We start from the raw sequence: 24,694 nt of genomic DNA, 5'->3' as shown, positions 1-24,694 counted from the left end.
GTTAGAAGATTTCTCATCCCGATAAATCGGGATTCGAAATGACATGTATGTGCATTTTGCAGAACTCTATAGAGTAAATTAAGTAATGAGGGCAGTACAATGAATTTAGTAAAAAATTTAACCATGCATTCGGTGCTCATCATTTCGCTGGCGCTTTTAATTAGCTTACCTGCTATCACCAATGCTAAAAATGTAAACTATCTCTCCAATCGTGAACCCTTAATGGAGAATGCCTATATTGCACTGCCCGTGGGAAGCATTAAACCCAAAGGCTGGCTGGAATATCAATTAAAATTAGCCGCTAACGGTTTAACCGGACATCTTGATGAAGTCTGGAGAGACGTTGGGCCCGATAATGGCTGGCTGGGCGGCAGCGGCGATGGCTGGGAGCGCGGCCCATACTGGCTGGATGGACTGGTTCCCCTGGCCTATATTTTGAAAGATAAAACGTTAATTAAAAAGGCGAAAAAATGGATTGAATACATTCTAACGCACCAACAAGAAGACGGATATTTCGGGCCTTTGCCGGATAGCACACGTGTTTTTGACAATACAAAATGGGGCAGACGCCAGGCCTGGCAGGAAAAAGTTAAACAGGACTGGTGGCCGCACATGATCGTATTAAAAGTAATGCAAACCTATTATGAAGCCACGCAAGATGAACGCGTGCTCGATTTTATGAGGCGCTATTTTCAATATCAGATGAAAAATATCAAAGAAAAGCCGCTCGATTACTGGACACACTGGGCCAAAAGCAGGGGCGGCGAAAACCTGGCCTCCATTTACTGGTTGTATAATCACACAGGAGATGCCTTTCTGTTAGACCTGGGAAAAATTATTTTTGAACAAACACTGGATTGGACACAGCGTTTCGAAAGTGCAAATCCGCAGGATTGGAACTGGCACGGGGTAAATACGGCGATGGGCATTAAGCAACCGGGAGTATGGTACCAGTATTCAAAAGATGAGCGCTACCTTAAAGCGGTTAAAACCGGTATCGAAAAGTTAATGAAGCATCACGGGCAGGTTTATGGACTGTGGGCCGCCGATGAATTATTGGCCGGCAAAGATCCTGTCAGGGGGACCGAAAGCTGCACGGTAGTTGAGTATATGTTCAGCCTTGAAACAATGCTGCAAATTTCCGGCGATGCGGAATATGGCGACATATTAGAACGTGTGGCTTTAAATGCGCTTCCGGCCTTCCTTAAACCGGGCCATACCGCGCGACAATATTACCAGCTTGCCAACCAGGTTATTTGCGACCGCGGATGGCATAATTTTAGCACCAAACACGGCGAAACCGAACTTCTGTTTGGGCTTGAAACAGGATATGGATGTTGTACCGCAAACTACCATCAAGGGTGGCCCAAATATGTAATGAATTTATGGTACGCCACCCAGGATAATGGTCTGGCGGCGCTGGTTTATGCGCCGTCGGAGGTAACCGCCAGAGTGGCGGACAATGTGGAAGTAACGTTTGTGGAAGAAACCGATTATCCTTTTAAAGAGAGGATAAAATTCATTTGTAAAAAAAGTAATGGCGTGGCATTTCCATTTCATTTACGCATACCGGAATGGTGCGATAACGCAGTGGTTTTCGTTAACGGAAAAGTGTACGGCAAACCGCAAGCCGGATCGATTACAAAAGTAACCCGCCGCTGGAAAAAAGGCGATGTGCTGGAACTGTATTTACCCATGAAAATAAGAATTTCTTACTGGTTTCAAAGGTCTGCGGCCGTGGAGCGCGGCCCGCTGGTTTTTGCTCTGGGATTAAACGAAGAGTGGAAAAAAATTGGCGGCAAAGAACCGTATGCCGACTATGAAGTACTGCCTAAAGATCCCTGGAATTATGGATTGTTGAGAAACTATGTTGATCATCCCGACACAACTTTCATTGTTAAAGAGTTTACTGTCAAAAACCAACCCTGGACTCTCAAAAATGCGCCGGTTAAAATAATCGCCAAAGCCAAAAAAATTCCCGAATGGAAATTGTATGGAGGAATTACCGGCCCGATTCCTTACAGTCCGTTCTGGTATCCTGTAAAATATGATGAACCTGTAGAAGAAATTGTGTTAGTGCCTTATGGTTGTACGAAATTAAGAATTGCCAATTTCCCAGCAGCTCGTTGAGTTTTATAGTGCTAAATTCAAAATAGAGAGCCATTGATATGAAGCGGTTATTTTTAAAATTAAGCGCGCTTTTAAAAATCGTTTTTCTATTCATCCTTGTTTCCTGTCAACATAATCAAATCACTATTGGTTATGTTACGCCGGACGATTATGTAGCGGAAGAAGATATTAGAATATTGAACTGGCTACAAGCTAAAACACACTTTCAGATAGAACATGTAACTCTGAATAATCTTGCCCAACAAAAAAGACGGCTGGATATTTATTGGATCCATATCCCCGATTCTCAGGCCTATATGCGCTGGGAAGAGAAGCATTTTCGTCAAATCCGGGAATGGTATGATAATGGCGCAAATTTACTCTGCACAAATTTTGGCGCGTTAATTCCTGCTGAATGCGGTATTGAATCCAATAAACCGGCCATTAAAATTCTTAACGTTAAAGATTACTGGAATTTCGACAAAAGGGGATTTCAGAGCTGGATGGGGCACCCTATTTTTAGCGGCCTGTTCGGCGGTGCCTTTGTGTGGGATTTGAATGAAGACAGGAAATTAACGCGCATCGGCTATTTTAATGACCAGTTTCCCGCCGAAGGAAAGGTGGTGGCCGTGGAAAAGTCGTATATCACCGTCCATGGCCGCAATCGGCTGATAACTGAATATCAAACGGATGGCAGCCATCTGCTAACCGTGGGCGCCATGGTTAACTTTGATCCTCAGAACCGATTAAGATATAAGCTGGAAAAGTTTATTGAAAACACGCTTTTGTATTTGTCAGGGCGGCTAAAAGGGGAGAGAACGTACTGGGAATTTAGCGCATGCCTGGCGAAACAATTTAATGCCAAATCAAAAGACCGCCTTCACGTCGGGCACAGAACGTTGCAAAACCTGCCAGAAAGCGGTTTAAAGTTTGTACGAAAAAAAGCGAGCGCCAACTTCTTCGATCTGGCAGGACGCCGAGCCCTGGTGATGGGCAAAGAAAAAGGCGGCATTGATGAAGTATGGGTCCATCCTTTTAGAATTGCGCGCGATTTTCAAATGGGACTTATTACTAAGAATGAGGTGATCTGGTTAAGTGATTTCGCACCGAAGATTGAAATACGGCCCGAATCGATGACGCGTATTTATGAAACGCCTTATGGAAAAATCAAAGAAACTATTTTCGCCTCACTGGAAAAACCGGGAGCGATTATTCATCTCACAGCATCCGGCGACAGGGATGTACAAATTCTCATTAAATTACGCAGCGACTTACGATGGATGTGGCCTTACGATGAAAATGCCCTGGGAGACGTATTTTACGGATATGATCAAGCACAGGGTATTCTGCAGGTCAAAGACAGAACAGGGAGGTTCTTTTGTTTGTTTGGCGCAGACGTAAAACCAGAGGAATATTGTAATGGCGCTTTTTCAGATATTCTCTTTCAGAAAAATCAACTCCAGGGTATAAAAGGCGACCTTAATCAGGTTTATCATGCGGCAATTTACAAACTGAATGCTGGTAATCATTTTAGTATGAACTATTTCCTAATTGGTACGGACCAGGGGCGTGCCGAAGCGATTCAAACTTACCGGGATTTCTATCAGAATCCGCGCGCCGAGTACGCAAAAATGGTTGAACACTATCAGAAGTTATTGCAGAACTATGTGATCATAGAAAGCCCGGATAGCGAATTTAATCGGCTGTGGAAATGGGCATTGGTTGGAACCGATCGTTTTTACACTCATACGCCGAGGCTCGGAAAAGCATTGGTTGCCGGGTTTGGAACGGCAGACCGTGGATGGGACGGCGGGCACAAAAATAGCGGAAGGCCGGGATACGCCTGGTATTTTGGACGCGATGCCGCCTGGGCTTCATTTGCCATTGATAATTACGGTGATTTTGAACTTGTAAAAAATCAATTACAATTTTTCCAGAAGTATCAGGATTTATCCGGTAAAATTTTTCATGAGGTTTCCACATCGGGCGTGGTGCATTACGATGCCGCTGACGCCACGCCGTTATATGTTATTCTGGCCGCACATTATTTAAAAGCTTCCGGAGACCTGACATTTATCCAACAAAGCTGGAGCCATATTAAACGGGCCATCGATTTTCTTTATTCTACCGACACGGACGGCGATATGCTCATTGAAAATAAAAATGTGGGGCACGGTTGGGTAGAAGGGGGCAAACTGTGGGGCGCCAATCCAACTTTTTATCTGGCGGGCTTGTGGGCGCAAACCTTAAAAGACGCTGCCTATTTAGCAAAAAAATTGAAATTGCAAGACTTAAGCCGTCGATACGCAGCGGACGCCGAAAAGGTGATTCGCATATTAAACCGTGATTTCTGGAACGAAAAAGATGATTTCTTTTATTATGGAAAAATAAAGTCGTGTCAATACAATCCTGAAAAAACGGTTTTACCTGCGGTGGTCATGTATTATGATTTGCTCGATGAATCAAAAGTAAAAAATATGCTTTCCTGCTATGCAAGCAATGATTTTTCCACAGACTGGGGCATCAGAATTATCAGTTCATCTTCGCCGTTATTCGATCCACGCGGTTATCATTACGGCAGTGTATGGCCTCTGTTTACGGGCTGGGCCGCCCTGGCTGAATATGAATATGGCAATTCGGTGCAGGGATTTCGCCACCTGATGAACAATATGAATATTAAAAAACACTGGGCGCTGGGCTTCGTAGAAGAGGTGATGAATGGACTGACCTATGAACCCGCCGGCGTCTGTCCTCATCAATGCTGGTCTGAAACCAATGTCATTGCTCCGGCAATACACGGCATGGTCGGTTGGAGGCCCAACGCCCCCGAAAAGCGGGCCGATTTAAAACCCAGGTTCCCATTACACTGGAATAAAGTAAAGGTACAGAATCTAAGAATCGGGAATTCGGTGGTCGAATTACAGATGGAGCGGCAGAAAAATCAAACACGATTTGAGCTGAGGTTAGCGCAGGGCGAGCCCGTCGAAATCTGGTTAACGCCCGAAATTCCCGCCGGTATGATTATTGACCGAGTCGCGCTGAATCATCAGGAAGTGGCGCTGGATACGACTCTGCACCGCATGCTGCTAAAACCCGTCAATTTCTTATTAACCAATGAAACGGAAATAATATTAAACCATCACAATGGGATCGGGATTATCCCTTACCTTCCAAAACCCAGGCCAGGGGATACATCACAGGGCTACCGGGTCGTCAACGCCGTTTTGAAAAACAAAGCTTATTTTATTGACCTTGAAGGGAAAGCCGGCTCAACAGGTACCTTTGCTTTAAAAATATTTGATCAATCCATTAAGTCAATCGATGGAGCCCAAATTGAAAATATTAATAACGATGGAATGGTTACCATAAAAGTATCTTTTGAAAAATCGTCAAAGGAATTTGTGAGGAAGAGAGTTGTGATAAGGTTGTAAATAAATCCGGAGGAATATTACCTTGCAGACGAAAGAATTAAAACAACAACACAGAAAAAAAGTCGTTCGTTTTACGATACAGATAAAACAACAAAAAACTCGACGGGTCATAAAGAAGGAGAAAAATCGATGAGAAATACAACGACTATTCTTTGTTGGATAATATTGATCGTTTCCTTTTTAACTTTAGGTAGTTGTAAAAAACACGATAAGGAGATTCACAAATTGGATGTAAAAAAGGAAAATTGGGGCCGGACAAAGGATGGACAGGAAATTTATCTTTATACGCTTTCAAATATTCACGGAATGCAGATAAAAATCATCAACTATGGCGCCATTGTACAGTCTTTATTTGTACCAGATAAAAGCGGCAAGTACGAAGATGTGGTGCTGGGCTACGACAGACTCGACGATTACCTGAAAGATTCGCCCTATTTCGGAGCCATTGTGGGACGCTACGGAAACCGCATTGCCAGAGGCAGATTTACCCTGGACGGCGTGCAATACCAGCTGGCCACCAACAACGGCCCCAACCATTTACATGGCGGAATAAAGGGATTTGATAAAGTGGTCTGGAACGCCGAACCAATTCATGAAAAAGACAAAGTGCGTTTAAAACTAACATATTTAAGCCCGGATGGCGAAGAGGGATACCCGGGCAATTTAAAAGTTGCGGTGATTTATTCTTTAACCAACCATAATGAACTGGAAATCGAATATTTCGCCCAAACCGATAAGGCCACGCCAGTCAATTTAACGCACCACGGTTATTTCAACTTAACCGGCCATTGCAAAAGAGACATTCTGGAACATCAATTGTGGATTAATGCCGATTATTTTACGCCGGTGGACAGTACGTTGATTCCCACCGGCGAGCTGCGTCCGGTGGAAGGAACGCCGTTCGATTTTCGTCAGCCCACGGCCATCGGCGCGCGGATTAACGATCCCGACGAACAATTAAAATACGGCCGGGGCTACGATCACAACTGGGTATTAAACCAGGCAGATGGAACCTTAAAGCTTCAGGCCGCCCTCTACGATCCGCAAAGCGGGCGTTACATGCAAATTTACACCGACCAGCCCGGCCTGCAGTTTTATTCGGGCAATTTTCTGGATGGCAGTATTGTGGGAAAAGGCGGGGTAGTGTACAAACATCGCTACGGCTTGTGTCTTGAAACCCAGCACTTTCCCGATTCGCCCAACCATCCTGAGTTCCCTTCTACCATTTTAAGACCCGGGGAACAGTATCATACAAAAACCATTTACAAATTTTCGATAAAATAATTTACCCGTTTAAAAAAAATGTTGAATTAAAACGGATTTTTTAATAAACAAGGTAGAAACATTTTGTTTGACGTGCTGCCAATTAATTTTAGGAAGGCAAGCGTGAGAGACGCTAAAAAAATATTCAGTTTAGTTTTTCTCTTTTTATTCCCTGTATTAACGTACGGGCAAAGTCCAACGCAGGACGCTATTCAAATTAATAGCGGCTGGAAGTTTCTTCCCAAAGACGATCTGGCCTTTGCCAGGCCAGATTACGATGATTCTAACTGGAAAAATATTCGTGTTGATAAAAGCTGGGATAAACAGGGCTATCAAACCAAAGCGGGCTTTGGCTGGTATCGCATCAAAGTGATCATTCCATCTTCGCTTAAAGAAAACGCCTTTTTGAAAGACAGCCTCATTTTTAATCTGGGAAAGATCGATGATTTTGACCAGGTTTTTTTAAACGGCGCTTTGATCGGCGAAAATGGCAAAAATGTAGGGCCGAATGTCAAAGCGCAAGACTCTTTTAAAGATCTGGAAAATTCTTTCTGGAATGTGGAACGGCATTATTCTTTGGCGGTGGACGACGCGCGGATTCAGTGGGACAGGGAAAACGTGCTGGCCATCCGCGTGTACAACTGGGGCGGGCCGGGAGGAATCTACTCAGGCAATCTGTCGATTTCCATGCCGTACATCGGCCAGTATCTGCGTGTTGAGCTGAATAAGGGGCTCTTTACTGTGCAGAATCAAAAAATGAACAAGAAGATTGCTCTGCACAATACGGCCGGAAAATATCCGATAAAGGGAACGCTGCAAATAACCGCGACTGACAATATTGCAAGCAAGGAGCTTTTTTCTAAAAGCTATTCTCTGGATTTAAAACCCAAAGGTCGTATGGAAATTACTTTTGACTTTCCGGAAATTAAACGCTCCACAACCATTCATTATGTCGTCCGTTTTGAAAACAGCGACCGGCCCTTAGTATTTAAGGAAGGGGCGCCTTACATTTTAACGCCGCCGGAAAAGCCTCAACCGCAAATTAATTATCCTCGTGTTTACGGTCAGCGCACTGGCAAGCCCTTTTTGTTTCGCATTCCTGTGAGCGGCCAACGTCCCATACGCATCACGGCCCGGGGACTGCCCTCCGGATTAACACTCGACGTGCAAAGCGGCATCATTTCGGGTAAAGTCGATCAACAAGGCGTTTATCACGTAAAAATTACGGCGCGTAATGCTCTTGGCGAAGACAGGGCAACTTTAAAGATTGTAATCGGCAATCAAATTGCATTAACCCCGCCCATGGGCTGGAACAGCTGGAACGTGTGGGGGTTAAGCGTAACTCAGGAGCGCGTTTATGCCGCGGCCAGGGCCTTTGTGGAAAAAGGACTGGTCAATCATGGCTGGCAGTTTGTCAATATTGACGACGGCTGGGAGATTATCGGCAGTTCCGATGAAGCCAAACGCCATCCCAATGGAGAAATCCGCACCAATAAAAAATTTCCGGACATCAAAAGGCTGGCTGATGATATTCATGCCCTGGGCTTAAAATTGGGCATTTACTCCTCGCCAGGCCCTTTGACCTGCGGCGGCTACACCGCCAGTTACGGTTACGAAGAGCTGGACGCCCAAACCTTTGCTCGATGGGGCGTGGACTTTCTTAAATACGATCTGTGTTCCTATCGCAAGATGATGAAGGATTTGCATTCCGCAGAGGAATTGATCCCTCCCTACAAAAAGATGAATCAGGCCCTGCAGAAAGTTGACAGAGATATTGTTTATTCCATCTGTGAATATGGTCTGGGCAAAGTGTGGGAGTGGGGCGCCCGGGTTGGCGGCAATTTGTGGCGCACAACGGGCGATATCTGGGATGACTGGGAACGTATGGCATCCATCGGTTTTAATCAAGAGCAGGCGGCGCCCTATGCCGGGCCCGGACACTGGAACGATCCGGACATGCTGGTGGTCGGTTGGGTTGGCTGGGGCGATCAGTTGCATTACACAAAATTAACGCCCGATGAACAATACACGCATATCAGTCTCTGGGCTCTGCTCTCTGCGCCGCTATTACTCGGCTGCGATTTGCAGCGGCTGGATGATTTTACGCTTAATCTGCTGACCAACGACGAAGTGCTGGCCGTCAATCAGGACCCGCTGGGCAAGCAGGCGGTTCCCATCATCAAAGCGGGCGATATTCATGTTTACAAAAAGGAATTGGCCGATGGCAATGTGGCCATTGGAATTTTTAATCTCGGTAAGGAGACTAAAACCTATTCGTTGAATCTCAGAACAGCGGGCGTTGAACCGCCCTGTAAGATACGAGATTTGTGGCGGCAAAAAGATCTTGGCAGCTTCAAATCTACCTTTGACACGATCATACCGGAACATGGCGTAACCCTGGTAAAAATATTTAAAGAAGAATAGAACGGCTAAAATTAACGAGGAGTTGTCATGCGATTTGCTGTAATGGATTACGTGATTTTTTTGGGGTACATTATTGGAATTGTGTTCCTGGGGTTATGGGTATCCAGAACCAAAAAAGGGCATGAAAAGAATTCGGAAGATTACTTTCTGGCCAGTAAGGCTCTGCCCTGGTGGGCCATCGGTTCGTCGCTGATTGCGGCCAATATTTCGGCGGAGCAATTTATCGGCATGTCCGGCTCCGGGTTTGCCATTGGTCTGGCCATCGCCTCTTACGAATGGATGGCGGCCATTACGCTGATTATTGTCGGTAAATTTTTTCTGCCCATCTTTATTGAAAAAGAGCTCTATACCATTCCGGAATTTATTGAAAAACGATTCAGCACAAACCTCAAAACCATCCTGGCCATTTTCTGGATCGCCCTGTTCATCTTTGTTAATCTGACTTCTGTTCTGTTTTTAGGCGGCAAAGCCATCGATACCATCCTCGGAAACGGGGACGGCAGTCTGATCATCTATGCCATTTTAGGCCTGGCCTTTATTGCCGCGGCCTATTCGCTGTATGGCGGCCTTTCTGCGGTGGCCTGGACCGATGTGCTGCAGGTGGCGCTGCTGGTCGTTGGCGGTTTGATCACCACCATTCTGGCTTTAAACCATGTAACGCCAGAAGGCGGCGTTTTTCGCGGACTGGCCCATATTTACGAAACGGCCGGCGATAAATTCCACATGATCCTCAGCCGTGATAATCCCGAGTTTTTTAATTTACCGGGAATTGCCGTGTTAATCGGCGGCATGTGGGTGGCCAATTTATACTACTGGGGATTTAACCAGTACATCATCCAGAGAGCGCTGGCCGCCAAATCGTTAAAAGAAGCGCAGCGTGGGCTGGCCTTTGCCGGATTTTTAAAATTAATCATTCCTCTGTTTGTCGTTATTCCTGGCATCATTGCTTATGTCATGTTCACCCAGCCCGAAGGTACGGCGCTGATTCCCGGCGTAAAAGAAGCCTTTTTAAAACCCGACGGCGCCATTAATTTTGATAAAGCCTATCCCTGGTTGATCAGTGTGTTTATCCCCACCGGTTTAAAAGGATTGGTTCTGGCGGCCCTGACGGCGGCCATTGTTTCTTCGCTGGCATCCATGCTTAATTCGACTTCTACCATTTTTACCATGGATATTTATAAGCCCTATATCAATAAAAACGCCACGGAAAAACAAATTGTTTTTATCGGAAGATTAACCGCCGCTGCGGCACTGGTGGTGGCCATTATTATGGCGCCGGTGATGGGCAATATCCCGCAAATGTTTCAGTATATTCAAGAATACACCGGCCTGGTCAGCCCCGGTATTTTAGCGGTGTTTTTGATGGGTTTATTCTGGAAGAAAACGACCAATAAAGGCGCCATTATCGGCGTTATTTCATCTATTGTTGTGGCATTGTTCTTAAAAACGCCGGCGGTGGATCTGCCCTGGATGGATCAGATGTTTTATACTTTATTTATTACCATGGCCATCATTGTGGGCGTTAGTTTAACCACCTCGCCCGATGTGGACGATCCCAAAGGCATTCCGCTGACGGCAGCCACCTTCAAAACCGATTCGGCCTTTAACATCAGCGCTTACGCCATCATGATTATTCTGGCCGTTTTGTACACGGTTTTCTGGTAAAATAAAGTCGAAAGGAGATGGATGCGCTTCCGGTTTTGAGCCAGTCATGTAAATGAGTTTTGGAGGTTCTGCACACGCAGGAGAAATAAAAACTCCCTCCTGCTTTGTGCGCTGAACGGCTGTGCAAACTTTTGCGGTGAAGAGAGCCCGGAACACAAGATGGCTGTTTTGGGCTCTCTTTTTATTTAAAGAGACGCGGAAAGACGAATACGCCGTTCATTCCATCAGGAGGTTGAGATACTGGGTGCCAATCGAGCGGATTTTTAAAAGCGACACGCTGTTCTTGCCAAAGACATATTCCATTTTATCAATATAATCATCCAGGGCCTGTACGGGTAGCAGGGCCTGAATGGTGCCTGCAAATCCGCCGCCATGAACGCGACAGGCGCCGCGCCCGACTTTAGCCAGATAGTCTTCTGTCAACGCCAGGGCCAGGGTCAGATTTTGCTCGTTAATTTGTTGGGACGTAAAAATATTTTGCAACCATTTAAAAGATGAATTACCGGATTCATTCATTAATTTCAGAAACAGATCAAAGTCTTTGTCGTGCAGAGCCTTTACCTGTTCTAAAACGCGTTGATTTTCGCGGATGAAATGGAAAGCGCGCAAAACGGCACGGTCGCCGACTTTTTTGCGTAATTGGGGCAAAGCGCGGAAAAAGGTGTCTTCGTCCACTTCACGGCAGACCTTTTGGCCCAGCGCGCTGGCTACCTGTCTCATCTCGTGGGGAATGGAAGCGTAATCTGCAGTAAGGTCCGCATGACTGCCGCCGGTATTGACCACCAGCAAACGATAATCGTACCGTTCAAAATCGAAATCAATTTTTTGAAAGGTAGGGCGCTGCGGTTCCTTAAAATCGATGTAGATGATGCCGCCGGTGGCGCAGGCCATTTGATCCATTAAACCGCAGGGCTTATCAAAGTACACATTTTCGGCAAACTGGCCGATTTTGGCCACCTCTTCTGCGGCGATTTGGCCGTTATTGTAAAGATGGTTAAAAATGGTGCCAATCAAAACTTCGATGGTGGCCGAGGAACTCAGACCGGAGCCAGGCATAACATTGCTGGCAACGCAGGCCTTAAAACCGCCGATTCGATAGCCCAGCTCTCGCATGCGAAAGGCAATGCCGCGCAAAAGCGCCGAAGTGGTGCCGACTTCGTCTTCAACTTTATTAAGGTTGTTTAAATCGATTACGAATGGTTGGTCATAACCTTCGGAAAATAGGGTCACTTGCTGATCATCGCTGGGATTGACGGCGGCGATGGCATCCAGGTGCACGCTGGCAGCCAGCACCCGTCCATGATTGTGATCGGTGTGGTTGCCTCCCAGTTCCGTTCTACCCGGCGTGCTGAACCAGTGCCGAGGCGCCTCATTAAACTGCTTGCGGAACAGTTGAGCCAATTTCTGGTAGCGTGTTTCCTGGTATATTAGTTCATCCCGGTTTTTGCCATAAAGAAGCGGCAGTTGCTTTTTTAAATCGAGCATTCGCATGGTCAAATCCTTTTTCCTGAGTAACTCCATTAATTCAACTCAAGTTAAATAATATTAAGAAATTAAATGATTTATTGCAAATGATGTTAAGGGTATTTTTATCCTGAAAATGCATTTTAACCGACGGATGAGTTTCAAATTATAAGAGTGGAATAGTTGATTGGTTGATTAGTTGAATGGTTGTAGGCGCGTCGTTCCGAATTTCAAACCTGTCAGGATGAAAGCCAGCCTGGTAAATCCCTACCACCGTTTGTTTATGAAAGAAGGATTTCCATGACTAAAGCGACGGTGAGCATTGTTTTAGTACAATCTAAATGAGCCATGCTTCGACCTTACGAATACGGTCATTCCTTATCTTTTATTAAGAAATGATGAGGATGCAGACCGTATGGGCTATTCCGCGTCAAAAAGAAAGATTTTGATTTAAAGTCTTTTATGCTTAATTCACTTAAATCTCATGGTTGCGGCTATGCGGCCATGTAAATTTTTACAGGGAAAGCCAGCTTGTGAGTAAGGGATTTGGAGGCGTAAACCGTTTTTACGCGGATTTTATTATTGTCTGCGCCATGAAAGCCCCCGGGCGTCTATGGACAGGTGACTTTCATGGGTGGCGAAAGATAAACAGATTTTTAATTGACTTTATTGTTGTTAAAACCTAAATTTAGTCTCTTTTAATTTTCAAAAAAACAAGGATTCAATTAAGCAGGAGGTTAGTTCGCTTAAATGAAGAGCAAGACACGAAACCGGTTTATTATTGTTGCAGCTGTTTTATTACTTGCCGCATATTTTCTCTATCCAACTTTTAAATTCAGTATGATGAGCGAGGCCGAAAAAGAGAAGCTTAAAATAGAAAATCAAAAAGAGTATTTTGAGCTCAAGTCTAAAACCATCAATCTGGGCCTCGATTTGCAGGGCGGCATGCATGTGGTTCTGGAAGTGGATGTGAAAGAGCTGCTGAAACGTCTGGCCAAGAATGTGGACGACGTGTTTACAACGACGCTTCTCGAAACCGAAAAGCGCGTTGAAAAAAGCGATGAAGATTTTTTAGCCGTTTTTGACGAGCTTCTGCAAGAAAAGGGCGGGAACATCACGCGTTATTATTACAGCCCGGATCATCGCACCAGAGACGAAGTGTTGAAGTATTTGCGTAAACAGATTGATGAATCGGTTGACCGCGCTCTGGAGATTCTGCGTAATCGTGTGGATGAATTTGGCGTGAGCGAGCCGACCATCCAGAAAGTCGGCGATCGACGCATTATTGTGGAGCTGGCCGGCGTTACCGATCCCACGCGTGTCCGTAAACTAATTGGCCGTACGGCGCTGCTGGAATTCCGCCTTTTAGAAGACAATATGGTAAGTTCCCGCGTGGCCGAAAAAATCAATAATTTCATTCAATCCAAAATTAATCCTTACGATACCACCGCAGCCAGCGTGGAGCAGCAAGACACCACCGGGGCAAAAGATGAGGCGATTTCTTTGGACAAGATGTTTGCCGCCGATTCCGAACAAAAGAAAACAGAAGCGGTTGCCCAACAGGATTCGAATGCCTACCTGTTTGAAGAAGGCCTGTTTTTCTTGAATCCGCGAGATAAACAGACGTTTCTGGTTCCGACTGACAAACAATTTAAATTTCAGAAAATTCTTCAAATGCCGGAAGTACAAAGGATTATTGCGGAAGAGGCCACAGGCGCCGAGTTTTTATGGGGTTCCAAACCGGTTTATAACGGCCAGTACATTCCTTTATACCTGGTGCGTAAAAATATTGAGCTTTCCGGCGAGTCGATTACCGACGCCAATCCTCAACGAAGCCATGATCCCTCTTCATTTGGTCAGTATGAGGTATCTTTAACTTTGAACGATGCCGGCGCCCGCACTTTTGCTCGTGTTACAGGCGCCAATGTCGGCAAACGCCTGGCCATAGTTCTTGACAACAAAGTGTATCTGGCTCCGGAAATACGAGTAAAAATTACCAACGGTCGCGCCGTGATTACCGGCCTGGATAATATTGAAGAAGCGCAGGATTTAAGTATTGTTCTTAAAGCGGGCGCTCTGCCGGCTCCGGTGAAATTTATGGAAGAACGGACTGTTGGCCCTTCGCTGGGGCAGGATTCTATTAACGCCGGTACGTTTTCGGCATTTATGGGTCTTGTGATTGTTATGATTTTTATGATTATTTATTACAAATTATCAGGCCTGATTGCCGATCTGGCGCTGGTCCTGAACATCGTTTTTATCATGGCGGTTATGGCTTATTTCCACGCCACTTTAACGCTGCCTGGCATTGCCGGTATTATTTTAACCATCGGTATGGCTGTAGATGCCAACGTGTTAATATTTGAAAGAGTTCGCGAAGAATTGGAAAAAGGAAAAACCATCAGGGCTTCCATTGATGTGGGATATGGGAAAGCGTTTATTACGATTGTGGATGCCAACGTAACCACTTTTATCGCAGCGCTGGTATTGTACACGTATGGCTCCGGTCCGATTCAGGGCTTTGCCCTGACATTAATGATCGGTATTCTCTCCAGTCTGTTTACAGCCATCGTGGTCACGCGTGTGATTTTCGATTATGTACTGGAAACGCGTCCTGTAAAACGCTTAAGTATTTAATGATGGTTGAACTGGATTAACAGGAGAACAAAGAACAATGCGATTTTTTGGCAAAACAAATATTCAATTTATTAAAGTAAGGAAAATAGCTTATATCATCAGCTTAAGCTTAATTACGCTTTCGATTGTTTCCTTGATTTTACACGGCGGTCCCCGTTATAATATCGACTTTACAGGCGGAACGCTGGTTCAATTAAAGTTTGAAAAACCGATTGAAATTCAAAAGGTTCGCTCAGCGATTGCTGAACATGGATTTGGCGATGCTGAGATTAAACACTTTGGCGCCCCCAATGAAGTGGTAATTCGCGTGGGAATTGTGGAAAGCGATGAAGAAGTAGCCACGGTGATTGAAAAATCAATTACGGAAAAGATCCCTGAGAATCCCTACATTGTGGAGCGAGTGGAAAAGGTCGGCCCGAAAATTGGTCATGAATTGGTGCTGGATGCCATTAAGGCCATACTATGGTCGATGATCTTAATCCTCATTTATATTATGTGGCGCTTTGAATTTAAGTATTCGATTGGCGCCATCGCCGCTCTGGCGCATGACATCACCATTACGCTGGGCGTGTTTTCTCTTTTCGATATTGAAATCTCAGCGCCCATTATCGCCGCTCTGCTAACCATTGTAGGTTATTCTCTCAACGATACCATTGTGGTTTATGATCGAATCAGGGAAAACTTAAAATCGATAAAAAGAGGCAGTAAAGAGATGCCGACGATTATTAATCGCAGCATCAATGAAACGCTGAGCAGAACCGTGGTAACTTCCGGTACAACGCTGATGGTGGTGGTTGTCCTTTATTTCTTTGGCGGCGAGGTACTGCGCACCTTTGCTTTTGCGCTGATCGTGGGAATTGGGATTGGTACGTATTCCTCTATTTTTGTCGCCAGCCCCATTCTGGTTGACTGGAAATGGCATAAAGCATAATTAAAAAAAGGATCATCGATGCAAGTACAATCCAATGAGATCGATGGCATCATTGTCCTGCAAGTTTCCGGTAAAATCATGGGCGGCCCCGAAGCCGGACAGATTAATGACAAAATCCATGAGTTGATTGAAGCCGGAAAAACGAAACTGGTAATTGACATGAGCGCGCTGGAGTTGATGAACAGTTCCGGCCTGGGGATTTTTATCGGAGCCGTTAATACGCTCAAAAGCAATAACGGCCGGCTGGTTATGGCCAATGTGCCCGAACGCATTCAGCAGCTCTTTAAAATGACCAGATTAATCAGCATCTTTACCATTACTGAATCGGTTGAACAGGCTATTGACATTTTAAAAACTGCTTAAATTTCATCCCCTGTCCATGGGCAGGGGATGAATGTTTTTTAATGATGTGTCAAAAACCTTTGATTTCTTAAACCACAGTGAAGGCGCAAAAGACCCAATGCCCATATAAATAACGCTTTGATTGTTAAGGTATTATGAATAGATTTCGTCACCAGGTTCCACCTTGTTTTTTCAAAGATTTTTTTTATTTAAAACTTTTTCGTAAAACAGTAAGCATCGCTGTTTTTTCGCTCTTTTTATTTTTCTCTCAATCTTTAGCGCAGGCGCCGGCAGCAGAAGAAGACTCTTTACAAATCGTTTATCTGGCTAATGCCAGCGGCGTTTTTGAAAATTGTCGATGCGGCAGCAATCCGCTGGGCGGTCTGGATCATATCGCCTTTTTGTTAAAAGAGCTGCGTAAAAAAAATCCCCGTCTCCTTTTTATCGATGGCGGCGACTTTACCAATACGTACCCATATAATGCTTTAAATAAATTGATTGTAGATATTTATAAAGCGCTCCGGCCAGATTACCTGATGCTGGCCGATCAGGAGATGCAACAAGATAATGAATACACCCTTACACTTTTACGACAATCCTCTTTCAGATTTCTGGCTACAAATTACGACATTAGCGGATTTAATTTAAATTCTTCGGTAAAAATATCGGCCGGAAAAAAGAAAATTGTTTTATTGAGTTATCTCGATAAGAGTAGCTTCTGGTATTCAAAGTCGGTTAAAGGTCTTTCCTTTAACGAGGAAAAGTTTGCACGGGTTTACCGGCAGGCTGTTCAAGGCAGCGATTTCCGGATGGTCCTGTTCCACGGTGAAGATGCCGGACTGGCAGAGTTTATAAAAAAGTTTCCGGAAATTGACCTGATTTTTTTAGGCCATAGCCAGAGCGCAAAGGATTGGCTGGATCGTAAACCAGCGATCATTGCGCCTGGATCGGACACAGAGTTTTTGACCCTACTCAGCCTCAGGTTTCAGAATAACGGACCTCCACTCGTCAAATCTCGGAAAATTCCCATAAGTTTGCAAATACCCACGGAACCGGTTGTAGAAAAGTTAATTCTGCATTTCAAAAAGACAAAAGAACAAAAATAAACAGGAAATCATAAAAAATTTAATGGGATTGAAAATTCGATTCCGATTAAAAATATTGGATTTTAATCGGCTTTTCTTCTAATTTAATAAGTTCAAAAGTTGTCTGAGTTGGAGGCCTGTTTGCAAAAACAATTCAAGGAAATTGAAGAACTCAGGATCAAAATAGATGCTATTGACCGACAGCTTGTGCGGTTGCTGAATCAACGCGCAACCCATGCCAATCAGATTGGTGAGATCAAACGCAAGTTAGGATTGCCCGTTTACGTGCCGGAGCGTGAAGAGCAGGTGATCGAAAACGTTAAAAAAAGCAATCCGGGGCCGCTGTCAGGAGAGGCAATCGGTCGAATTTACGAACGCATCATTGATGAGTCCCGGCGTTTAGAACGTGAAGAAATGGAACGTAAGTTAAAGAAAAATGAAGAATAAATACAAAGCGCTTATCGTTGTCGTTTTTTTACTGCCTTTGCTGGTATATGATGTAATTAAATATTTTACATTACCGGACATCCCGGCAGATACGATCGGCAAGGTGGAAATCGTCATCCCGAAAGGAGCAAGCTTGCAGGCCGTGGCAGATACTCTGGCTAAAAAGGGATTGATTAAAAACGCACCGGTTTTTGTTTTCTGGGCCAGAGGACTGGGTATTGAAACACGTATTCCGTCCGGTAGGTTCAAAATACCGATGGGATTAACCTATCCGCAGCTGGCCAATTATTTAACGCGCGTCAAACCTGAATTTCGTTCGGTTACGCTCATCGAAGGATGGCCGACGGAAAAGATTCTTGCCGAGCTCAGCTCGGCGTTGAATTTGAACCGCAAAATATTGGACTCTCTGACCAGAGATACAACGCTGCTGAAAGAGTACGGCATTCCTGCTAAAAATGTAACCGGCTACTTGCTGCCAGATACTTATGTATTCGCCGAAGGGGTGAGCGAGGAGCAGGTGATCCGGTTTTTAATCGAACAGACCCTAAAAATATTTGAAGCAGATAGCGTAAAGCAAAAGATGCGGGAGATGGGATTTAACCGCCATCAGGTGGTAACGCTTGCTTCCATCGTTGAAGGAGAAGCCATGATTGACGAGGAGCGGCCGATCATTGCATCCGTTTACCTCAATCGGCTTAAAAGAGGCATGCGGTTACAGGCCGATCCCACCATTCAGTTTATTATTACGGACGGTCCCAGGCGTTTGACCTATAAAGACCTTAAAATCGATTCGCCTTACAACACCTATCGATACGCCGGACTGCCTCCCGGGCCAATAAATAATCCCGGCAAAAAATCTATTTTGGCCACGGTATTTGCAGCAAAGACAAAATATTTATATTTTGTGGCCAGAGGGGACGGCAGCCATGTTTTTACGGTGACGGCGCGCGAGCATTTAAAAGCAAAACAAAAATTAAATAAAATCAGAAAAAAAATTTACGGTTTTTGATAGGAATTGAGATCAATGGAAGATTTTTTAAATGAATTAAATGAAGAACAACGAAAAGCGGTGTTGGCCACGGATGGGCCGGTTTTAATAATAGCCGGAGCCGGTAGCGGTAAAACGAGAACTCTGACCTATCGTATTGCCTATCTAATCAAAAAACAACTGGCTAAACCTTCCGAAATTCTGGCCGTTACCTTTACCAATAAAGCGGCGCGGGAAATGAAAGAGCGCTTGACCACTTTACTGGGCAGTCAGGCGCTGCCCCTATGGATGGGCACCTTTCATAGTGTTTGCGCGCGCATCCTGAGAACAGAGGCGGAACACATTGGATTGTCGCGTAATTTTACGATATATGATGTGGACGATTCGGTAAGAGCTCTGCGTAAAATTCTTTCTTCAAAAGGTTTGTCTCCGCAAAAGTTTAATCCTAAAGTTGTGCAAAGCCGTATTTCGCGTTTGAAAAACCACTTCGTCCTGCCGGAAAATCTGCTCGAGCAAGAGTTAGACGATGAGTATGATCAAATCGTGGCCGAAGTGTATCAGGCGTACATGGCTTTTTTAAAAAAGAATGAGGCGCTGGATTTTGACGATTTATTGATTCGCCCCATTCAGGTGTTTGATGATTTCCCTGAGATCAAAGCTAAATACAATAAAAAATTTCAATATATTCTGGTCGATGAATATCAGGATACCAACCATGCCCAGTATCTGCTGTTGAAAAGACTGGTAAACGAGCGCAAGAACTTGTGCGTGGTGGGCGACGAAGATCAATCCATTTACGGGTGGCGCGGCGCCGATATCAAAAATATTCTGAATTTTAACCGCGATTTTCCGGAAGCACGCATCTTTAAGCTGGAAGAAAACTATCGCTCACACAATAATATTTTGCAGGCGGCCAATGCCGTGGTGCGCAACAACAAATCGCGGCTCGGTAAAAATTTATGGACGCGCAAGCAAGACGGCCCAAAGATCAAACTGGTGGTCGCCGATGATGAGGCCGACGAGGCGCTAAAAGTGGTGGAAATCATTCACGATGAAATGTACACCCATAAACGAAGCTTTAAAGACATTGCCATCCTTTATCGCACCAATGCGCAGAGCCGGGCTCTGGAAGATCAGTTGCGACGTAACGCCATTTCTTACACCATCATTGGCGGCGTAAAGTTTTACGATCGCAAAGAGATCAAGGATGTACTGGCCTATTTAAAAGTGCTGGTCAACCCGGCCGACAGCGTTGCTTTGCGGCGAATTATTAACTTTCCTTTGCGCGGGGTCGGCGAAACAACGGTTAATAAGATCGAACGTTTTGCAGAAATGGAGAATATTACCCTGTTCGATGCGCTGGGCAGGGTGGAAGAGGTGGCCAATATCTCGGCAACCATGGGCAGCCGCGTAAAACAATTTTATCTGATGATGAAAAAATTCATGGAATTAAAAGATGAATTGAACGCGGTGGAGCTGGCCTCCACGCTGGTCTCGGAAGCCGGCATTATGCACCACTATCAAACCGAGTACGATCAGTACGAAAGCGAAAGTCGCATTGAAAATATTAAAGAGTTGTTCGCCACCATGGAGCAATTTACGCGGGAACGGGAAGGCGAAGGGCGCGATTCCGACCTGGCCGCTTTTCTGGAAGAGGTAAGTTTGATGACCGATATCGATACCTGGAACGAATCGTCCAATGCCGTTACCTTAATGACTTTGCATTCCGCCAAAGGCCTGGAGTTTCCGGTGGTGTGCATCACCGGCCTGGAAATGGGACTCATGCCCCTGCAGCGAACTTCTGCCGATTTAAAGGAGCTGGAAGAAGAACGTCGTTTATTTTATGTGGGAATGACGCGCGCCATGGAAAGCTTGTATTTAACCTATGCCAAATATCGTCGGCGTTACAATGCGGGAACTTATAATACGCCCTCTTTGTTTTTAGATGAAATTCCTACGGAACTACTGGAATTTAAAACGCGGATTGCCGGCACACGCGGCGCATCGCGCGGCAAACGCAAAACCGAACGCAAGGCCAAGCTGGAGGCCTATTTCCAGAATGACGACCAAAATCAGGATAGAAGCGGCGAGTTTTTTGTGGGCCAAAAAGTATATCACGAAACATTTGGTAAGGGACAAATTATTCAATTAGAAGGAAGCGGCGATAAGATGAAAATTACCGTTCACTTTGGACGGGACGGAATTACCAAAAAGTTGATTAAAAAATTCGCCAACCTTACGCCCCTGGAAGAAAATTAAGAACGGATTTGATCTATGAAAAAAATCTGGATTTACTGGATTATCGCTCTGCTGATTTCCATAAGCGGAGCACAAAATCGGGAAAGCGATGATTTTTCGTATCCGCTAAAACTGTACGAACAGGAATTTTATGATCTGGCGGCACAGCAATTCATTAAATTTTATAATACCTATCCCAACAGCGACAAAGTGGACGACGCCCGCTACTATGCCGGGCTGGCGCTGTACAAAATTAAAGAGTATCAGAAGGCGCGGGCCGAATTTCAGGCGCTGGCGCTGGAATTTCCTAAAAGTCCCTTTGCCGCAGAAGCATGGTTTTACGTGGGAGATTGCGCCGAAAAACTGGGCGAATATTCCGATGCAGTAAAAGCTTACGAATCATTACGCGTTCTTTATCCACAGGATACGCGCACGGCTACGGCTACCTTTAAGGCGGGCCTGATCAATGTGCAGCAGTTGAACGATCCGGCCAGAGCGGCGCAGCTATTCAATATTATTATTGAGCGCTATCCCGATTCTAAAGTGTATTTCCCGGCGCTGGTCAAAAAAGCGGCGGTCAGCTTTCGATTGGGAAGAATCAATGATGCGCGTTCTTTATTGCGCAGGGCCTTCGAAGTGCAGGATAAAGACCAGGCCGCCCTGGCCGAAGCTTACCTGATTCAGGGAAGGATCAATAATTTCCTGGGATTAATCGATCAGGCGCAGCAGGATTTTAAGCAGGCCATTGCCCTTGATTCTGGCAGCCAGATCGCAGCCATGGCGGCGATTGACTTAACCAATGTTCTAATCCAGACCGGCGATTACAAAACAGCTATTTCGCTTTTGGAAAAACAGGTAGCCAGCAATGAGCAGCCGGAACTGAAAAATCAGTTGATCTATTTGCTGGCCGATGTCTATTTTCTCTCCGGAAATTATAATAAAGCGCAGTCCAGTTACCAGACCGTTGCCGTGCAAAACGACTCGCTGCAATTCATTATTCAGTTAAAGCGCGCTTTAAGTTACCAGAAACAGAATTTTATTTCTGAAGCCGCTAAACTTATGGCGCAAACCATGGGAAATTCGGCTTTAGAAAGGAGCGCCGTTTACCAGAAAGCCGTTGCGTTTTATATCGACTTTTTAGAACAAAATCGCTATTATCAGCAGGCCGCTTCGTTTATTTACCACAAACTGACCGCCGAGAAAACCATCGTTCAAAAAGCGCAACTGGTGGTTCATCTGGTAAAAATTCTTGCCCAAAAAAATCAGTGGATCGAAATCATCAATCTGGTTCAACCCTTTGTCCTTGCGCCCGAACCTTTCCCTGAAAAAGACGACCTGCTTTTTTATTTTGCGCTGGCCAAAGAAAAATCGGAAGAGTTTGACCAGGCCGCCTATTATTTTAATAAACTGGTTCATGAATTTCAGGCATCCGTTTATAGTGAACAGGCCAAAAAACACTTACGTTTTTTGAATGATTTTAAAATTATTGATCAGGATTTTGCCCTCAATCACCTGGCAGAATTGCTGCTTGTCTCGCTGGAAGCAGGCGGACAAGACAAAGGTGCCGTGCTTTTTGAACTGGGGAAATTTTATTTTCATGATTTAAAAAATTACACAAAAGCCGAACAAGTTTTTAAAAGCGCCTTAAATTCCGGGGCGAACCGTCCGGGCGACATCTACTATTATTTAGGCCAAACCTACCTGAAGCAGCTGGAGTATCAGGAGTTTTTAAACCGGCCTGTCGGTAATTTGCTGCAGCTGGCCAACGAAAATTTTAAAAAAGCAATCGAAAATGAAGCTACCTGCTCTGCGCCAGATGTGAGCGCCTGGCTGCTGGTCAGAGCCACTTTAAAACCCGATTCTCAAAAAAACCGCAATGGAAAACGCTTTATCGAAGCATTGTTGCAAAAATATCCGAACAGCGCGCTTAAAGAAGAGTGGCTGCGTACCCTGGCCATTGATATGGCTTTCGATTCATCGCATGTGCAGGAAAGCCTGAAATACTTTCGTATTTTAATCGAACAGTTTCAACAGTCCGAGCAATATCCTCAATACCTGCTGAGTTATGCCCGCCTGCTGCAAGAGACCAATCCGGCGGATGCCCGGGCAATTTACCAGCGGATTGTGGATGGTTTTATGTTCTCTCGTGAAGCGGCGCTGGCCATTGCCGATTTGATTGATATGTACATTGCACAACAAAACTTTGACGCAGCCATTAACCTGTTCGAGCGCTTCCAGGTCTATTTCTATTATTCCGAAATGCTCGACCAGTTAAAGATGCGCATGGGAGAAATCTATTTAAAGGCCGGACAGTACGATCGGGCCATTGCCTTTTACACGCAAACCATTAACACACCGTTTTTGAACGATATTATCCTGCTCAGAGAATTTGAAAATAATGAAATTCTTAAAGATATCTATTTTCTGGCAGAAGCCTTTCGCTTAAAGGGCGACGCCAATTCGGCCATTCGTTTCTACCGCCTCTATTTGCTGGTAGAGCCTAACGGTCAATTTGCCGATGAGGCCCATTTTAAAGCGGGAGAGTTGTATTTTAATAGCGGTAAATACTTTTTAGCCAAAGAAAACTTTAAAGCCGTAAGCAAACAGGACCCCCGGCTTTTTACACAGGCGGTGATTCAGGCGGGCAATATCTATTTTTTAGAAGATGACTATGCAAATGCGGCGCAGTTTTACCAGCAGGCTTTGAAAAACATCGATGTGCCCGATCTGAAATTGAAAGTTCGGCAAAAGTACATCCTTTCGTTGATTCGCCAGGGTAAAATTACCGAAGCCCTTAATTTGATCAAAACCTATGAAAAACAATTCAAAGCAAATCCCGATGCGCTGGCTCAATTTTACATTGAATTAGGAAATTACCATCGCCTGCAAAAGAATTTTAGCAAAGCAGAGCAATATTTTAAACGCGTAAAAAAGAAGTACAAAAATTCGGATTACGTGGATGATGCCGAGTATTTTTTAGGGATCATTCTGATTACGCAAAACAAACACAAAGAAGCGCTGAAAATTTTAACGGAATTTCCGGAAAAATATCCCGAAAGCGATCAATTGCCCGGCGTTTACAATACCCTGGGCACCATCTATTTCCGTTCGGAAAAATACGACAACGCCATAGCCATGTTCAAAAAGGCGCTGGCGCATTGTCAGAATTGCGAACTGGAAAACAATATCATGTCTAACTTGATTAAAGTTTATTCATTAACCGGCTTCTGGGATGCGGCTCAGGCCATGGCGCGCAACTATCTCGAAAAATTTCCGGAAGCCGACGATCGTCTGGATAAAAAAATTATTATCGCCCGCGCTTATATTAATCTAAACCAATTCCAGAATGCGGTCGATTATCTAAGATCAATCAAAGCCGAGGCGGATGCAGAACGAGAACCTGAAATCCAGTTTTACATCGGCGAAGCCCTGCTGCGCGCGGGACAATACGAAGAAGCCATCGCCGAATTTGTAAAAATTCCTCTGCTTTCAAAAAAGACTAAATTACAATGGGAAGCAAGCGCCCTGTATTATTCCGGGCAGTGCTATGAAAAACTGGGACGGATTGATGACGCCATTCGCATGTACAAAGAAATCATTAAACGTCCGGGAATAGATTTAGTTTTGAAAAAAGATGCCGAAAAACGTATCAAACAGATACAATGAGGAG

The 24,694-nt window shown here is 44.9% G+C and carries 14 protein-coding genes; 13 read left to right on the top strand and 1 reads right to left on the bottom strand.

Annotation, left to right across the window (positions count from 1 at the left end; all coding sequences use genetic code 11):
* The first annotated feature begins 99 nt into the window (after window positions 1–99).
* The 5 genes from Cabys_RS13075 (at window position 100) to Cabys_RS13055 (ending at window position 10,892) form a co-directional block, all read left to right on the top strand.
* Entirely contained in the window at window positions 100–2,130 is a 2,031-nt protein-coding gene (locus Cabys_RS13075; protein WP_006926542.1) for a beta-L-arabinofuranosidase domain-containing protein, read from the top strand.
* Between the two features lie 38 nt (window positions 2,131–2,168).
* On the top strand, window positions 2,169–5,540 hold the full coding sequence (locus tag Cabys_RS13070) for an amylo-alpha-1,6-glucosidase (RefSeq protein ID WP_006926541.1): 3,372 nt from the start codon (window positions 2,169–2,171) through the stop codon (window positions 5,538–5,540).
* 129 nt (window positions 5,541–5,669) lie between these two features.
* The gene (locus tag Cabys_RS13065; RefSeq protein ID WP_006926540.1) at window positions 5,670–6,824 is read left to right on the top strand and encodes an aldose epimerase family protein; all 1,155 of its coding nucleotides are present in this window, start codon (window positions 5,670–5,672) and stop codon (window positions 6,822–6,824) included.
* A 102-nt stretch (window positions 6,825–6,926) separates the two neighbouring features.
* Window positions 6,927–9,227, top strand: a complete 2,301-nt coding sequence (locus Cabys_RS13060; protein WP_150109215.1) for a putative Ig domain-containing protein — start codon at window positions 6,927–6,929, stop codon at window positions 9,225–9,227.
* Window positions 9,228–9,254: 27 nt separating this feature from the next.
* Window positions 9,255–10,892, top strand: coding sequence for a sodium/sugar symporter (locus Cabys_RS13055; protein WP_006926537.1), 1,638 nt, complete (start codon window positions 9,255–9,257; stop codon window positions 10,890–10,892).
* A gap of 216 nt (window positions 10,893–11,108) precedes the next feature.
* Here Cabys_RS13055 and Cabys_RS13050 read toward each other — a convergent pair whose 3' ends face one another.
* On the bottom strand, window positions 11,109–12,377 hold the full coding sequence (locus Cabys_RS13050; protein WP_218921386.1) for a galactokinase: 1,269 nt from the start codon (window positions 12,375–12,377) through the stop codon (window positions 11,109–11,111).
* Window positions 12,378–13,106: 729 nt separating this feature from the next.
* On the opposite strand from Cabys_RS13050, the gene secD reads away from it, so the two are divergent.
* From secD to Cabys_RS13010, 8 genes are all read left to right on the top strand, one after another.
* Window positions 13,107–14,993 (top strand): protein translocase subunit SecD, encoded by a 1,887-nt coding sequence (gene secD, locus Cabys_RS13045; RefSeq protein WP_006926535.1) that lies wholly within the window; start codon window positions 13,107–13,109, stop codon window positions 14,991–14,993.
* Between the two features lie 37 nt (window positions 14,994–15,030).
* Window positions 15,031–15,924, top strand: coding sequence for a protein translocase subunit SecF (gene secF / locus Cabys_RS13040; RefSeq protein ID WP_006926534.1), 894 nt, complete (start codon window positions 15,031–15,033; stop codon window positions 15,922–15,924).
* An 18-nt stretch (window positions 15,925–15,942) separates the two neighbouring features.
* On the top strand, window positions 15,943–16,287 hold the full coding sequence (locus Cabys_RS13035; protein ID WP_006926533.1) for an STAS domain-containing protein: 345 nt from the start codon (window positions 15,943–15,945) through the stop codon (window positions 16,285–16,287).
* A gap of 134 nt (window positions 16,288–16,421) precedes the next feature.
* Window positions 16,422–17,372, top strand: a complete 951-nt coding sequence (locus Cabys_RS13030) for a bifunctional UDP-sugar hydrolase/5'-nucleotidase (protein ID WP_006926532.1) — start codon at window positions 16,422–16,424, stop codon at window positions 17,370–17,372.
* Between the two features lie 120 nt (window positions 17,373–17,492).
* Window positions 17,493–17,798: a chorismate mutase gene (gene pheA, locus Cabys_RS13025; RefSeq protein ID WP_006926531.1), complete on the top strand. Its 306-nt coding sequence runs from the start codon at window positions 17,493–17,495 to the stop codon at window positions 17,796–17,798.
* Window positions 17,788–18,807: an endolytic transglycosylase MltG gene (gene mltG, locus Cabys_RS13020; protein WP_006926530.1), complete on the top strand. Its 1,020-nt coding sequence runs from the start codon at window positions 17,788–17,790 to the stop codon at window positions 18,805–18,807. Before pheA ends, mltG begins: the two co-directional genes overlap by 11 nt.
* Before the next feature lie 15 nt (window positions 18,808–18,822).
* Window positions 18,823–21,045, top strand: coding sequence for an ATP-dependent helicase (locus Cabys_RS13015; protein ID WP_006926529.1), 2,223 nt, complete (start codon window positions 18,823–18,825; stop codon window positions 21,043–21,045).
* A gap of 15 nt (window positions 21,046–21,060) precedes the next feature.
* Window positions 21,061–24,690: a tetratricopeptide repeat protein gene (locus tag Cabys_RS13010; protein WP_006926525.1), complete on the top strand. Its 3,630-nt coding sequence runs from the start codon at window positions 21,061–21,063 to the stop codon at window positions 24,688–24,690.
* The last annotated feature ends 4 nt before the right edge of the window (window positions 24,691–24,694 follow it).

Source organism: Caldithrix abyssi DSM 13497 (assembly GCF_001886815.1).
Lineage (GTDB): Bacteria > Calditrichota > Calditrichia > Calditrichales > Calditrichaceae > Caldithrix > Caldithrix abyssi.
The sequence above is the reverse complement of the archived record's forward strand: the minus strand, read 5'-3'. Positions and strand labels throughout refer to the sequence as shown.

What these genes read in the sequence shown, in the direction of transcription:
- Cabys_RS13075 (WP_006926542.1), top strand. Translation starts at nt 100, where the DNA reads ATGAATTTAGTAAAAAATTTAACCATGCATTCGGTGCTCATCATTTCG.
- Cabys_RS13070 (WP_006926541.1), top strand. Translation starts at nt 2,169, where the DNA reads ATGAAGCGGTTATTTTTAAAATTAAGCGCGCTTTTAAAAATCGTTTTT.
- Cabys_RS13065 (WP_006926540.1), top strand. Translation starts at nt 5,670, where the DNA reads ATGAGAAATACAACGACTATTCTTTGTTGGATAATATTGATCGTTTCC.
- Cabys_RS13055 (WP_006926537.1), top strand. Translation starts at nt 9,255, where the DNA reads ATGCGATTTGCTGTAATGGATTACGTGATTTTTTTGGGGTACATTATT.
- Cabys_RS13050 (WP_218921386.1), bottom strand. Translation starts at nt 12,377, where the DNA reads ATGCTCGATTTAAAAAAGCAACTGCCGCTTCTTTATGGCAAAAACCGG.
- secD (WP_006926535.1), top strand. Translation starts at nt 13,107, where the DNA reads ATGAAGAGCAAGACACGAAACCGGTTTATTATTGTTGCAGCTGTTTTA.
- secF (WP_006926534.1), top strand. Translation starts at nt 15,031, where the DNA reads ATGCGATTTTTTGGCAAAACAAATATTCAATTTATTAAAGTAAGGAAA.
- Cabys_RS13035 (WP_006926533.1), top strand. Translation starts at nt 15,943, where the DNA reads ATGCAAGTACAATCCAATGAGATCGATGGCATCATTGTCCTGCAAGTT.
- Cabys_RS13030 (WP_006926532.1), top strand. Translation starts at nt 16,422, where the DNA reads ATGAATAGATTTCGTCACCAGGTTCCACCTTGTTTTTTCAAAGATTTT.
- mltG (WP_006926530.1), top strand. Translation starts at nt 17,788, where the DNA reads ATGAAGAATAAATACAAAGCGCTTATCGTTGTCGTTTTTTTACTGCCT.
- Cabys_RS13015 (WP_006926529.1), top strand. Translation starts at nt 18,823, where the DNA reads ATGGAAGATTTTTTAAATGAATTAAATGAAGAACAACGAAAAGCGGTG.
- Cabys_RS13010 (WP_006926525.1), top strand. Translation starts at nt 21,061, where the DNA reads ATGAAAAAAATCTGGATTTACTGGATTATCGCTCTGCTGATTTCCATA.